The sequence below is a fragment of the Planococcus liqunii genome, assembly GCF_030413595.1.
Taxonomy (GTDB): Bacteria; Bacillota; Bacilli; order Bacillales_A; family Planococcaceae; genus Planococcus; species Planococcus liqunii.
Map to the genome: position 1 here is coordinate 3042335 of NZ_CP129238.1, position 14668 is coordinate 3057002.

Sequence of the window (14668 nt, forward strand, 5' to 3'; positions counted from 1 at the left end):
GAACGGACAGCCCCTCCCTTGCTGGAGTGTTTGCCGCGCTTGCTGCACCGGTTACCGAAGTCCCATGCGAGTTTTGAAGATGTGGTGTCGGATCATTATAAGGTGCGTGCCGGTTTGGCGGAGAGCAGCATGTGGATGGTTTGCTGAAGCGGATGCGCTGGAGCGATCCGGTGATGGCGCTGGCTGATTTTCAGCTGTGTGATCGTTTTTGCCAGATGGATACGGTTTTGTTGACGTCTCACGGTGCTGTTGTTTTGGAAGTGAAGAATTATTCCGGAACGCTGTCGTTTGATGAACAAAGTTATCATATGAAGCAAGAAACGCGTGATGGCAAGTTTCTTGGATTTAACTCCCCTGTGACGCAAGTGTGTAATGCACGCGAGGAGTTGCTGCATCTCTTTAAACAATTGTCGATTTCGTTGCCGGTTTATCCGGCTGTCGTGCTGCCTTATTCCTCGACGCTGATTGAAGGGGCACCAAAAGAAGTGCCTGTAATTTATGGCTACTCGTTAAACCGGTTCCTCTCCACCCTCCCCCGGACCGAACGAATAATGCCCCCAGAAGAACTGGCGCGTTTGGCCCAACTTCTCATTGACCACCACACCCCTTTCCCCAAGATGGATTTTCCTGCTATGTATCGATATGAAGTGAATAGTTTGGTTAAAGGAGTGCTTTGCAGTGCTTGCGGTTCCCGTTGTGAGCGGCGCAGTGAGCGTGTGCATGCTTGTATTCGCTGCGAGGCAACAGTTATTGATGGGTATGCGCGTGCATTGGATGACTGGTTTGAGTTTGTCTCTCCGGAAATTTCGAATGCTGAATGCCGGGAGTTTTTGGGATTGAAGGATCACTATGCTGCGAAGTATGTCCTTGTGAAGATGGGACTTGGCCGACGTGGGAATGGCCGGGCGGTGAGGTATTTTCGGGAGTGAGGGCTGGGGTTGAGGAGTGGGTTTCACTATTTGGTGCTTGAGTTTCACTATTTTTGGGGTGAGTTTCACTTTTCTCTTGCTGGGTTTCACTTTTCTCCCCTTGAGTTTCACGATACTCGATGTAACCTACACTTAAAGAAGGGGTTTGACTTTTTCGCTTTTCGCTGGAGGCGAAAAGCAAGGCAATTGAGGGGTTTAATTGGGGTTGTGGAGTGGGTTTCACGATTTGGTGCTTGAGTTTCACTATTTTGGGGTGAGTTTCACTTTTCTCTTGCTGGGTTTCACTTTTCTCCCCTTGAGTTTCACGATACTCGATGTAACCTTCACCAAAAATGGGGTTTGGCTTTTTCGCTTTTCGCTGGAGGCGAAAAGCAAGGCAATTGTGGGGGTTGTTGGGGATTTGGAGTGAGTTTCACGATTTGGTGCTTGAGTTTCACTATTTCATAGGTGAGTTCCCCTTTTCTCTTGCTGGGTTTCACTTTTCTTCCCTTGAGTTTCCCTATACCACTTTCACTTCAAAGAAAAAGGCATTTGCGGGTTCGCAAATGCCTTTTCTTATGGGTTTTATTTCAGGTCGATGCCGTATTTGGCAAAGCCGTTTGCGCCTGCACCGATGTACGTGATGCCGCTGTCAGCTGGGATCAGCTGTTGGGCTTTTGGTGAGGTTTCGAATGTTAGGTTCAAGTTGCCTGCGACTGGTGAGAATGACCAGTTGCTGTCAGCGGATGGATCGATGGTGCCGACTTCGACCATGTAGTCCATGATGACTTGACGGTTTTCGTAGGCATAATCCATTTTTTCTGTAGCGTTGCGGACGCCTGGGAAGTTGCCGCTTGCGCGGTAGTTGTTTGTTACGACTAGGAATTCTTGAGCCGGATCAACTGCTTTGCCGTCGAAGCTCAAGTTTTTGATGCGGTTTGCAGATGCGTTTGCGACTGCGCCTTCGGCATTGTATTTCGCCGGCTGGGTGACGTCGATTTCGTATGTGACGCCATCGATGACGTCAAAATTGTACGTGCGGTATTCATCGTTGATCAGTTTTTGTTCGCCTGTTGCTGCCGGGTTCACTTGCTGGAACTGGCCAGCGGACATTTCGAGCCATTCTTTCAGGTCTGCGCCTGTCAGTTTCAAAGTGAAGACCGTGTTGTCGAAGACGTATAGGTCTGCTACGTTTTTAATGGCAATTTGGCCGGTTTTGATGTCTGTGTAGTATTCAGCACCGTTGCGTCCGCCTGCTTTGAACGGAGCTGCTGCTGAAAGGATTGGCAAGTTGGCATTTTCTGTACCTGCCACTTTTTGTTCAACATACCATTTTTGTGCGTTGTTGACGATTTGGATCGATGGATCATCCGTTACCAAGGAGAAATAGCTCGTGATCGGAGCTGTTGTTTCACCTACTGGGCTGCGGACATATTCGATGGTTGCTTCGTGTGTTTCTTTTACTGCTTCAATGACTTGTTCTGCTACTACGTTTGTTTTTGTATCAATGGCACGAAGTTCGGCTTTTTCTGAAACAACTTCCCATTCTTTTCCTTTAGGAGCCAATTTCAAATCGATGACACCCAAGTGGCTGCCGAATTTACCAGGCATCACGATTGGTGTGCCGTTGATCGTCCCTTGTTCTTGGTCGACGTTTTTCAATTCGCCATATGATCCTGGGAAGACATCATGGTTGTGCCCTGTGATGATGGCATCGATGCCTTTAATAGAAGAAAGCTGGTACGTGATGTCTTCTTCACCGACTTCGTATGTTTCATCACCCATTCCCGAGTGCGAAAGAACGACGACGACATCGGCGCCTGCTTTTTCTACTTCAGGAAGGAATTTCTTAACAGATGCAACTGCGTCTTCTGCAATGACTTTGCCTTCCAGATTCGCGCGGTCCCATTTCATGATGTGTGGTGCTACAACTCCAATAACCCCTACTTGGATGGTGTGTTTTTTGCCTTTGCCATCCACTACTTCTTTGTCGATGATGGTGTAAGGCGTGAAGCGGTTTTTCTTTGTTTTTGCGTCGTACACATTGGCATTCAATACTGGGAATGGCGCATCATCCAGTGCTTCGTCCAAATAATCCAAGCCGAAGTTGAATTCGTGGTTCCCAAGTGTTGATGCATCAAAGTCCAGTGACTCCAGTGCTGCATAAGCCGGGTGAAGTTCGCCGTCTTCTAAGCGGTCCACCGTTACTTTATAGCCGCCAAATGGCGTTCCTTGGATCAAGTCGCCGTTGTCGAATAACATAGCGTTCGGGTTTTCTGCACGGGCAGCTTCAATCAAGACGCCTGTTTTCGCTAAACCAAGTGCATTGGACTCTTTGTCCTGGTAATAATCATAGTTGACGAAGTTCGTGTGCAAATCGGACGTCCCCAAAATGCGAAGCGACACGTCTTTGCCTTTTACCGTTTTGTATTCTTTCAGCAAACGCTGAACGATGGCACGCATTTCACCTGGCGCAATGCCTTTAGAAGGTTTGACGGTGCCGTCTTTATAACCGAAAAGCAACCCAACGCCGACTGCTTCTGACAAATTGCCAAGCAGGCTGCGGCTTAAATAGCGGTTGTCTTTGAATTTAGTTAATAAGGAAGTTGAATATTCTTTTTCCGATTCGATGGCGCGTGCTGCAACCGCGAATCCTTGTTCACGTGTAATTTTTTCGTTTGGTCCAAATGTGGTTGCCGTTTTTCCGCTGATCAGCTTTAAATTGTAAGCTGCTTCCACGTATGGCGCCAATTTTTTATCAACGTCTTTAAATGCGATCGTTGATCCGTCTCCAAGCTCCAGCTCCATCGAAGTGACGAGGTGTTTGACGAATTCCCCGCGAGATACTTCGTTTGCTGCTTGAGCAGGTGTAACGGTAATTAATCCACTTAGCGTTAAAACCAGTGCGATTATTGCAATAGCGGCTTTTCTTCCGATTGCCATTCTTCCATCTCCTTAAGTTCTTAATAGTCCAACAGTTTTTATTATACGCCAGTTTTTTAACAAATGAAGGCGTTTACAAAAAATTTACGTTGAAATTATCAAGTAAGTTTTTTCTTTTTACCTTTTTTTGAAAAAACTTCTGAATAAATATTGTTAATTATGGAACTTATGTTACATTAATATTACAGGATTATTACAGGATATTTCACAATGCACCACTGCATAGTCAATTCTTTGGGATGAATGCCGGAAACGTTCTTGTAGGTCTGAAAAACAAAGTTGAGGAGTGAATCGTTTTGAAGAAATTTTCATTGATTACCGGTGCAGTATTGGCAGTAAGCCTACTCGCATCACCCGCACAAGCCGCATCGGATTTGCCGAACACACACAGATTTTATGAGGAAATGACGTTTTTGCAGACAAAAGGAGTCATTTCCGGGTTTGAAGACGGTACAATGCGTCCCGATCAAACTGTGAGCCGCGCAGAAGCTGCCATCATGATTGGGAAACTGAAAGGTTTGGACGGCACACAGCGCGGCACAAAATTTGCAGACGTACCGGCTAACTTAAAAGCGAGCGGTTATATCGCTTCTGCTGCTCAAGCCGGTTATATTTCAGGTTACCTGGACGGTTCATTTAAACCGAACGCACCGATTACGCGCGGCGATATGGCAATCATTCTTTCGTATGTCTTCCCTCTTGCCATGCAAGGCCTTGAAGATTTTAAAGATGTATCGCCGAATATGCGTGCTTATGATGCAATTGGGCAAGTAGTCAGCGGCAGTATTGCTGCCGGTTACCAGGACAACACATTTAAGCCGACTAATGCGACAACGCGTGCACAATTTGCAGCGTTCTTATCGCGCGGCTTGGAGCCGAAATTCCAGAACGATACGCATATGAAGGGCTCGTATTTAATGGATAAAACCAAAACTTATACCTTCCAATGGAATGATGGCGATATTGAGAAAATTTCTTACGTAAAACCAAAAGGCGAATTGGCTGAGGACTGGAACTTCCTTTGGAAAGGTGATTTTGCTTCCGGAGACAGCTATTACTTGGTGGATATTGAGTCGAGTGAATTCCATGCTACGGGCGAACCATTTTCGGAGTTTTTCATTGATCTGGTTTATCCGGTTAAAAGCGGTACGAAGTTCAACGAAGATTCACCTTATGGACCCGCTGCTCAAATTACCAAAACCGGCGTAACGGTAAAAACGAAATACAAAACATTCACGAATGCAGTGGAAGTAACGGTTCCAGCTGATAAAGACTTTGAATTTGACGGCGTGAAATATTATATGGTCCCGGGATTCGGAAATGTAAAAACTTTGGACTTAACTGGAAATGTTTTAGGCGAGTTGATTTCGGTTAAATAAAGAGGAAGTAAGGAGAATTCAAAAGGAATTCTCCTTTTTCATTTGGAAATTACTACATAATTATTGATATTTATGGAATCAATGTTACAATTATATTACATACAGATTACAAGACTTATTTATACATACGATTTACTTAGTTATTCGATTTGTTCACCTAAGAAACGTTTTGAGTCTGTAAAAAAAATTGAGGAGTGAAGGATTTGAAAAAGTTTTCATTGATTACAGGAGCGGTACTGGCATTGACCTTACTCGCCTCCCCTGCACAAGCAGCATCCGATTTGCCGAACAGCCACCGGTTTTACGAGGAAATGACGTATTTGCAGAACAAAGGGGTCATCTCCGGTTTTGAAGACGGCACCTTGCGCCCGGATAAAACGGTCAGCCGCGCGGAAGCCGCGATTATGATCGGCAAATTGAAAGGCTTGGACGGCACGCAACGCGACGCCGGGTTCAAGGATGTTCCGAAAAGCTTGAAAGCGAGCGGTTATATTGCGGCAGCGGCAAAAGCCGGCTATGTATCGGGATATGAGAACGGCACCTTTAAGCCGGACGCTCCGATTACGCGCGGGGATATGGCGATTATCCTATCCCGTGTGTTCCCGCTTTACATGCCCGGGCTTGAAGACTTCAAGGATGTTTCACCAAATATGAAAGCTTATGAGTCCATCGGCTATGTCGTAAGCGGCAATGTCGCGGCTGGTTATCCAGACAACACGTTTAAGCCATCCAATGCTACGACTCGTGCGCAATTTTCCGCATTCCTGTCTCGTGGAGTGGAGCCGAAGTTCCAAAACGATACACATATGAAAGGCTCGTTTTTAAGAGATAAAACGAAAACGTATTCTTACAAAAATGCAGATGGCAAATATGAAATTTATTCCTATGTAAAGCCTGACAGTGAATTTGCTGACATTGAAAACTTTGTATGGAAACGAATTTATGAAAACGAATTCTCATACTACACAGAGCATGAATCCAGCAAGTTTCACTTATCCGGTTTTGCAGGATCCGACTCTTATATCGATTTGGTTTATCCAATTAAAAAAGGAGCCACTTTTACTGGTTTCCAAGACTCGTCAGTTTATGAAATCACAAATGTTGGCGTGACGGTGAAAACGCCATACAAAACATTTACCAATGCCGTTGAAGTAACTTTAAAAGCAGATCCTAAAAAGAATATAGAAGGTCATAAATATTACATGGTCGAAGGACATGGTCACGTTAAAACCGTTTCCCTGGATGGCAAAGTTCTTTCTGAATTGTTTTCAGTCAAGTGATAAAAACTGTTTAGAAGATTTCAAGGAGAGTGTTAGCACTCTCCTTTTCTTTGAACTTTTCTGCAGTTAACTATGAAGGAGTGGAAGATTTGAAAAAGGTTTCATTGATTACAGGAGCGGTACTGGCACTCACATTACTTGCCTCCCCGGCACAGGCCGCAACGGATTTACCGAACAGCCACCGTTTTTTTGAGGAAATGACGTATTTGCAGAACAAAGGAGTCATTTCCGGTTTTGAAGACGGCACTCTGCGCCCGGATAAAACGGTGAGCCGTGCGGAAGCGGCCATCATGATCGGCAAGTTGAAGGGCTTGGATGGCACACAAAAAGATTCTCAGTTCAAGGATGTGCCGAAGAGCTTGAAAGCGAGCGGTTATATTGCCGCAGCGGCGAAAGCCGGCTATGTGTGGGGGTATGAGAACGGTACGTTTAAGCCGGATGCCCCGATTACGCGCGGCGATATGGCGATCATTCTTTCACGGGTATACCCACTCGAAATGAAGGCCGTTGAAGATTTAAAAGACGTTTCACAGAATATGCGTGCTTACGAAGCCATCGGTGGCGTTATCAGAGGCAATATTGCAGCCGGATATCCAGATAAGACCTTTAAACCAACCCAAGCTACTACACGTGCGCAGTTCTCTGCTTTTGTAGCTCGTGGGTTAGAACCGAAATTTCAAAACGATACCCATATGGCCCATTCGTATTTGATGGACAAAACAAAAACGTATACGTTTCAGTATTGGGATGGGATAAAGTTTGATGCTTCGTACGTGAAACCGAAAGGAAAGTATGAAAATATACATAACTTCCTCTGGGTAAATCAATCTGAAAATGTACCGCCTTCCTATTTCTCAGAATACGAGACAAGCGAAGAGTTGCAGATTGGCTATCCAGGAGTTGAATACCACACCCAGTTAGTTTACCCGATTCAAAAAGGAACACGGTTTAATGAAGATGGCACGTTTTCATTGCCTGCTAAAATCACCAATGTCGGCATGACGATTGAAACCAAATATAAAACGTTTAAGAATGCGGTGGAAGTGACGATCTTGCCGATCCCTCAATCCAGTGTAGAAGGGTCTAAATATTATTTGGTTGAAGGATATGGAATTGTGAAGGAAGTCGCAATGAATGGGGAATTAATTTACGAATTGATTGCAGTGAAATAAAAAGAAGGCCCGCTCACACTGATGAGCGGGCCTTCTTTTTTAGCTTACAAGTACTACGGCACCGGTAAGGATCAACAGGACACCTGCGATTTTGCGCAGGCTGATTTTTTCTTTCAAGATGAAATAGGACAAAATCATTGTCCAAATATACGTAACAGCGGTTAATGGGAACACGGTCGTATACGGCAAGTATTGCAGCGCCACAATGTTGAGGATCGCGCCCAAGCCGTAAAAGCCGACTCCCAGTACCAGCTTTGTCACCATTTTTGTTTTTTCGGTTTGCAGATCATGGCTGGAAGCGGCTTTTAGGAAATAACCGCCGAGTGCGCCGAGCCACGTCATAACGATCATCAATAATCCAAGCAAGAGATTAATGGCGGTCACCCCCTATCGCGACAACGCCCACCAGGATTAACAGCGTCCCAAGAGAAACATTAAGCGTCACGGCTTCCCCAAGGAACATCGCCCCGTAGAAAATGGCGATGACGTACCCGAGGCTGAGCAATGGATGCAAGACGGACAGCTTGCCGAAGCGAAACGCCACCGTCATTAAGACAGCACCCATTCCGTACAGCACAAAGCCGATCCACATCTGGTAATCGAGCACCGAGTCTGCCAGTTTCCAGAACATTTGCCCTGTTGCCGTGGAAAAAGCGGCGGCCACCATCAGCACGATGCCTAAAGGTTTTGTTGTTTCCTCACTTTTCAAGCTTGCCACCGCCCCTTGGGACAAAGGAGATCAAACTGATGAATAAGGCTGCATACAAGAACAAGGTATTGCTGAACAAGTAGCGGAAATCCTGCGCCGGAATGGTCGCTGTTACTGCCCCGGTATTTAATGCAATTGGCAATAGCAACAGCCAAACGCGCCAGTTATTGCGCAAATACGCGATGTAGATGAGCAGCGTGCTCAAGAAAATGTAAACAGCAGGACGCCAAATCGTTTCTTTGGCACTGTCATCAACACTTAAATACTTGCCGGCTGCTTGCGTCACAGTAGGATAGATCACTCGGTTCACGAGCCCGAATTCATTGCCATAATAGATGTTGGTCACATAGCGGTTCATCCGCCCATCTTCCGGCAAATTCATCTGCCAGACGAGCGAACTTTGCTTCAAGAAACCTTCTATGGCCAGCGCCGGGTTCTGGACCACAAGTCCGCCCCACATTTTAAAGTAGCCTGGCCAATCGTTGTAAATGACCCAGCGGTCGTAGTCGCCCCAAGAAAATTTAATCGGGTCGACGCTGTAGGGATTGTATTTTTCCGGCCATTTTTCGAGCGCCATGAGGCTGTTGACATACGCCCGTTGGTCGTCGTCCATATCGCCGTTATTAACGACAATATTGGCAATTTGCTGAGTCGGGATGCTGAGCGCTTCCTGGGGATCCGAGTCCACCACATCAAGTTTGGTATACACCGGCCCCGTGATAATTTGATGAATGACGATAATAACCAGCGCTGCCGGCAAGAGACGCTTCCACGTATGGCGGTACATGATCAACACCACAATCATCGTGATGACAAATACCGGGAATCCGTTGTGGCGGAAGAATACCAGCACGAACGAACTGATCAGAAATAAGGCCATAAAGGACAGCTTTTTCGTTTCTTCGCCGTTCGTTTTGACCAATAAGATCATCAACAATGAGAAAAACAAGAGTGAAATGCTATACGTTACATCTTTCCAGATGGTGATGGAAAGAATGGAATTCATCGGAACAAGGGCTGCACCAATTAAGACGACCCAAATAATTGCGGAATGGAGATTGAATCGTTTCATCAAATAGCCGAGATACCCCATAGTGATAGCGAGCAAAGCAATTTGGAACAACGCCACACTTCCCGGACTGTCCCATAGTTTGGTTAAGAACATGATGGTCCATGTAAACATGACCGGATGCCAGTTGGTGAATTCCTGCGTTTTCGCCTGTTCCCACTGCGCCATGGAGTCGGGCGTCATCGCTGCCGGATAGAAGGCGATGAACATCACCATCGAAGCGGCAAGCATCGGCAGCATGTAAATCAACACATATACTGGTGACACTTTTTGCAATTCTGTTGCGGGCTTGATCGCCAGGAAAAATTTGATAATGGCCATCACCAATATGGCGACCGCTAAGAACATACCAAAGTACACAACAAGCTTAATGACCAAATGGTTATCTGCGAGATACCCCTGTTCCCCGCGCACACTAAAGGAAGCAAGAATCGAAAAGATTGGCAGGAAAATCACCAAGCTGATTTGTTTCGGCCGCGGCCATGCTTTGATTATTCGGGCAAACGGATAAATGTAAATCAGCAACGCAAACAAGACAAGCGTCACCAATGCAATCAGCCAGAAACTGGCATTTAAAATCGGTTGGAAATAAAAAACAGCGGTTAGCGAAAGAAAAAGTGCTGCTAGTAACAATGCAGCACTTACCAGGTAAGTCTTTTTCATTATTTTGCCTCTCCCCGAATCCGGTCGCTGATGCGAATCAGTTCAAGTTCAAACTGTTTGCGGTGCGTTCCGGCTACTGTGTCGAGGATCAAGCCACAAGCGAACGACAACATCGATACCATGACGAGGCCGACGGCAAGAATTGCTGATGGCACACGTGTGACGAACTGCGTTTGAGCGTATTCGACAATGACCGGCACGCCGGCAATCAAGCCCAAAATCAAGAAAACAACAGCCCACGACGTGAAGAATAAGTATGGCTTGTAGTCTTTGAACAAAGTAAAGATCATGCGAAGTACTTTGATGCCATCCTGAACCGTATTCAGTTTGGATTCACTGCCTTCTGGGCGGTCACGGTAATCGATTGCGACTTCTTTAATCAGGAATTTGTTATCCAAAGCATGGATGCTCATTTCAGTTTCAATTTCAAAACCAGGGCTCGTGACAGGCAAAGATTTGACAAACAAACGGTCAAATGCTCGGTAACCCGTCATGATGTCATTGATATTGCTCTTGTACAAGCGGTTGATCAAGTTTTTCACAAGCGTGTTCCCGAAACCATGGAATTTCCGCTTGTTTTCATTGAAATAAGTACCGTTGGATAACCGGTCTCCGATCACCAAGTTTGCTTCTTTGTTGACGATTGGTTTAATCAGCTCGTGAACAAATTCTGCAGGGTATGTATCGTCACCATCGGCCATGATGTAAACGTCGGCATCGATTTGGCGGAACATGGAACGAACCACGTTCCCTTTCCCTTGGCGCGGCTCTTGGCGCACGATTGCTCCATGAGCCAGTGCCACTTCTGTGGTTTTATCTTTGGAGTTATTATCGTAAACGTAAATTTTTGCATGAGGCAGTTCTCTCTTGAAGTCTTCAATGACTTTGCCAATCGTCAGTTCTTCGTTATAACAAGGCAATAAAATTGCAATTTCCATTTTTGTTCTCCTTTATTTCATCTAGACATATTCTTCATTGTAACATGATTGAATGCTTTAGTGAAATAGGACCTGAAAGGGTTTGTATTTGGTGGAAGAAGGGGTGGTGTGAGTGGAAGGTAACTCCTTTTGACCGGTTTTGCTTGGTGAGTTTCACTATTTTCTCGATGAGTTTCACGATTTGGCAGGTGAGTTTCACGATTCTCTCTTTGAGTTTCACGATTTGGCAGGTGAGTTTCACGATACTCAGTGAAAAGTGTTATTTGGTGTCTTTTTCGCTTTTCGCTGCAGGCGAAAAGCTCGGCATCTAAGGTTTAAGTAGGCTGGGCTTGTGAGTTTCACTTTTCTCTAGCTGAATTTCACTATTGGGCAAGTGAATTTCACAATTCTTTCTTTGAGTTTTACCTTTCTCTTCTTGAGTTCCCCTTTTCGCTTTGCGAACTTCCTATAACTAGTTTTATAAGAAAAGGCATCTGCTCCATCAGCAGATGCCTTCTACACAGTTTATTTGGTTTGATTGATAGTGGCTTCGCCTTTGTTTCCAGCAGCATCGGTGATGATGACTTTGACTTTGTCAGCTGCTGGGTTGAAATTTTGGATATTGAGGGTAAATGTCCCATTTTGCTTTAATGTGAATGGAACCGCTTTTTGGGCTTTGCCATTTTTGGTAACGACGAAGCTTGCTTTCAGTTTGCTGTTCAAGTCGAATGGCAAGCCGAACCGGGCAAGTTCAGTGTTATAGACGAGGTACATGTCTTCCACTTTGCCGCTCAGTTTGGCACCTGTGAGTGTGGCTTTGATGATTGGATCCGTGTTTTTTACAACGACCGGGTAAATATTGGCACCGACAAAGGGTGGGTTGTTAGATGCCGGGATGCCAAGGAAATCGAATGAGTACAGGCCATCCGGAATGGTGGTTTCCGGTGCACCTGTCCATGGGCGGTATTTGCCCGTTATCGGAATGGCGACCTTCCCGGCTTTCATCGTTTGCGCGGAATGGATATAGCCGATGTAGCCGTCTTCAAAGCCGCCGCTTCTCGGATTCATGATGTTCCAAATTTCCAATGAGTTTTTCGCCAAGTTGCCCGTCAAGTTAAAACGATATTCGGCTTTGTCATTCACACCATCTCCATCAAACGACAGATCTAACACCGTCATGGCAGGTGTTTGCAGTTCCGTGATAAATTCACCGCTCAAATCTGCAGCGAACGGCAATGACATCGCGGTGGCACCGTTTGAAATACGGATGTACCCGATGATTTCATCTCCGTAGACCGCTCCTGCATTTTTGGATGCGGTCAACGTAACGTTCAATAGTTGCTCACCTTTTAAAGTGAAGGCCGGTTTGTCCACGGTAAGTTTAGCGTTCCCGGCTGTTTTCTTCACCTGGATGCTCACTTTGTAATTGCCGCCTTTTCCGGTGATGTCTTTTACCCGGATTTGTTTGGCAACTGAAATGTTTTTAGTGCGAATCGGCTGCGGCCCGAATGTAACGGATCCTTTTAAGTTATTGATTTGGGTGCCGCTTTGATTCTGTACGGCCTTGTCGAGTGAATACGCCATTGCTTGCGGATGAACTGCTGCAAAAGCTTGGACACGGCCAGCACCTTGGGCGAAAACATCGTATTTTGTGGTATCTAGCACTTTTGCCGAGTTGGCCAGCGCCACTTTGATGTCAAACGGCGTCCAGTTTGGATGTGCTTGTTTTATCAAAGCCGCGATTCCTGCGATATGCGGCGAGGCCATTGATGTGCCGGATTCCCGGACGTAAGCTTTGCGGTAATCGGCTTTTGGAAATTCCGATTTGTACATGGGTTTCGCCGACATGATGTTCATGCCCGGTGCCACAATGTCCGGTTTGATATCGAAGTTTGGCGTCGTCGGCCCACTGGAACTTGTTTCAGAAATGGCATCTCCTGCAGTAGTGGTCGTCTTGATGGCGCTAAAACTGACGCTCCCTTTCGATTTGGCAAGTTCACGGCGCAAAGCTTCACCGTCTGCCCGAGACAAATCGAATGCCGGAATAAAATCAAAGGCATCGCCGAAGAACACATTCGCCGGCCCTTCTCCTTCCGGGGCATTTCGAAGGTTATGGATCAGGATCGCTTTTGCCCCTTTTGCTTTGGCGGTTTTGATTTTATTGGTATATGGGATTTCCCCGCGCGCAACCAGTACAACTTTGCCTTTCACATCTTTTCCTTTGTAATCCGCTTCAGCTCCTGCACCAGATATGGTGACAAGTTCTGTAGAACCCGCAAGTTTTGCAGCGGTGTCCTGATTGAGTTCGGTCGCCATCAAGTTATGGACTTTCGCGAGTTTGTATTTGCCGACCGTAGCGTTGATCATTCCGCTATGATGGGCTTCCGGAATGGTCGAATTGCCGACAGCGATTGCCAGTCTGGATGTAGCAGGAGTTCCGATTGAGCTGCGGAATAATCCATTGTTCCCCGCTGCAGATACCGCCACTGTTCCCGCGAGCATGGCATTGTTCAGCGCAAAGGACATGGACTCGGCTTCAGAAGTTCCATAACCGCCAAGCGATAAATTGATGACATCCATATCCTGGACGACAGCTTCTTCAATTCCTGCGATGATGCTGGAGAATTCACCGCCGGTGTATGCGCCGAGGACGCGGTAAGCATACAAATCCACTTTCGGTGCTATCCCTTTAAAACCGAAATCATTGGCACCAGTTGCTGCAAGAATACCCGCAACATGGGTTCCGTGTGTGGTCGCAAATGTTCCGCCAAAATCATTGACTGCAGGCAGATGCGGCGGCCGTTCAGATGGCTTGGTTTCGGATGGATCATTTTTTGCACGCGGTTTCGCGTAATTGACGGTATTTGGCACAAAGTTCTTGCCGCCTTTATAAATGCCCTTGAATTCGGGATGATCTGGATCGATGCCCGTATCAAGGACTGCCACTTTGACGCCTTTGCCGTTCAATCCTTCTGCCCATAATTTATCGATTCCTAGAAAAGTGGTACTCGCTTTGAACTTCGCAATGGCACTCGGCTTGACTTGATCTGCTGCTTCCGGAATGGCATCGACGTGGACGTCCGGCTCGATCAAGGTGACGCCTTCGATTTGGAGCAGCTTTTTCAAATCCCCTGCTTTTACTTTGGCGGAGAAACCGTTTAAGACGGTGCTGTAGGAAAATCCTTTTGTTACGTTGAGCTTTTTCTGCTGAATTTGGCTCGAAACTGTGGCTTGTTGGCTAATCGCTGCCACTTTTGCTTCTTTCACTTTGGCAGTGGTTACCGTCTTCCCTTGTGCCGCCAGTATTCCCTGTTCGAGAGCAGCCGGCCGATTGGATAAATGCACAATGACTCCCACTTCTTGGTTGGCAGGTAATTTCTGTAAATCCGGATGAATTTTCGGTTTGCCTTTAAGCAGTTCGGTTTGTTCAGCAATCGCGGAGCGAATCAGAAACTGGCTTTCGTCTTGAGCAGGTTTAACTGGGCTCGTGTCTTTGGCATAACTTGAAGCAGGAAACGGAAACAGCAAAGCTACAATCATCACCATGGCTAATAAGGTACTTGCAAACTTCCAAAACCGCTTTTTCTCCACCATCAGCTTCCTCCCTTACATGCATTATGTATTTTCT

Annotated in this window: 9 protein-coding genes and 1 pseudogene; 4 read left to right on the forward strand and 6 right to left on the reverse strand. The window is 46.2% G+C overall.

The features are described 5' to 3' along the window. Positions 1-128: 128 nt before the first annotated feature. Positions 129-929: pseudogene (locus tag QWY22_RS15165) on the forward strand (nuclease-related domain-containing protein); the annotation flags it as partial. Between the two features lie 564 nt (positions 930-1493). Here QWY22_RS15165 and QWY22_RS15170 read toward each other — a convergent pair. Next, a complete protein-coding gene (locus QWY22_RS15170) occupies positions 1494-3851 on the reverse strand; it encodes a bifunctional 2',3'-cyclic-nucleotide 2'-phosphodiesterase/3'-nucleotidase (RefSeq protein WP_300981668.1) in 2358 nt (785 codons plus the stop codon). Positions 3852-4147: 296 nt separating this feature from the next. Between QWY22_RS15170 and QWY22_RS15175 the strand changes: the two genes are divergently transcribed. The 3 genes from QWY22_RS15175 to QWY22_RS15185 all read left to right on the forward strand — a co-directional run bounded on the left by QWY22_RS15175 (position 4148) and on the right by QWY22_RS15185 (position 7682). After that, positions 4148-5230: an S-layer homology domain-containing protein gene (locus QWY22_RS15175; RefSeq protein ID WP_300981669.1), complete on the forward strand. Its 1083-nt coding sequence runs from the start codon at positions 4148-4150 to the stop codon at positions 5228-5230. A 203-nt stretch (positions 5231-5433) separates the two neighbouring features. After that, complete coding sequence (locus tag QWY22_RS15180; RefSeq protein ID WP_300981670.1) at positions 5434-6510, forward strand: S-layer homology domain-containing protein; 1077 nt, start codon at positions 5434-5436, stop codon at positions 6508-6510. An 89-nt stretch (positions 6511-6599) separates the two neighbouring features. Beyond that, entirely contained in the window at positions 6600-7682 is a 1083-nt protein-coding gene (locus tag QWY22_RS15185; protein WP_300981672.1) for an S-layer homology domain-containing protein, read from the forward strand. A gap of 39 nt (positions 7683-7721) precedes the next feature. On the opposite strand, the gene QWY22_RS15190 is transcribed toward QWY22_RS15185, so the two are convergent. The 5 genes from QWY22_RS15190 to QWY22_RS15210 form a co-directional block, all read right to left on the reverse strand. Next, positions 7722-8066 carry an EamA family transporter gene (locus QWY22_RS15190; protein ID WP_300981673.1) on the reverse strand — a complete coding sequence of 115 codons (345 nt, stop codon included), beginning with the start codon at positions 8064-8066 and terminating at the stop codon, positions 7722-7724. Beyond that, on the reverse strand, positions 8053-8400 hold the full coding sequence (locus QWY22_RS15195) for an EamA/RhaT family transporter (RefSeq protein WP_300981674.1): 348 nt from the start codon (positions 8398-8400) through the stop codon (positions 8053-8055). Before QWY22_RS15195 ends, QWY22_RS15190 begins: the two co-directional genes overlap by 14 nt. After that, a complete protein-coding gene (locus QWY22_RS15200; protein ID WP_300981675.1) occupies positions 8381-10123 on the reverse strand; it encodes a DUF6020 family protein in 1743 nt (580 codons plus the stop codon). Before QWY22_RS15200 ends, QWY22_RS15195 begins: the two co-directional genes overlap by 20 nt. Continuing rightward, the gene (locus QWY22_RS15205) at positions 10123-11061 is read right to left on the reverse strand and encodes a glycosyltransferase family 2 protein (protein WP_300981676.1); all 939 of its coding nucleotides are present in this window, start codon (positions 11059-11061) and stop codon (positions 10123-10125) included. The genes QWY22_RS15200 and QWY22_RS15205 overlap by 1 nt, the downstream gene beginning before the upstream one ends. Positions 11062-11565: 504 nt before the next feature. Further along, entirely contained in the window at positions 11566-14634 is a 3069-nt protein-coding gene (locus tag QWY22_RS15210) for a S8 family serine peptidase (RefSeq protein WP_300981677.1), read from the reverse strand. Between the last annotated feature and the right edge of the window lie 34 nt (positions 14635-14668).

Coding starts and splice junctions, on each gene's coding strand:
- QWY22_RS15200 (WP_300981675.1), bottom strand. CDS start 10,123: ATGAAAAAGACTTACCTGGTAAGTGCTGCATTGTTACTAGCAGCACTT.
- QWY22_RS15210 (WP_300981677.1), bottom strand. CDS start 14,634: ATGGTGGAGAAAAAGCGGTTTTGGAAGTTTGCAAGTACCTTATTAGCC.
- QWY22_RS15170 (WP_300981668.1), bottom strand. CDS start 3,851: ATGGCAATCGGAAGAAAAGCCGCTATTGCAATAATCGCACTGGTTTTA.
- QWY22_RS15205 (WP_300981676.1), bottom strand. CDS start 11,061: ATGGAAATTGCAATTTTATTGCCTTGTTATAACGAAGAACTGACGATT.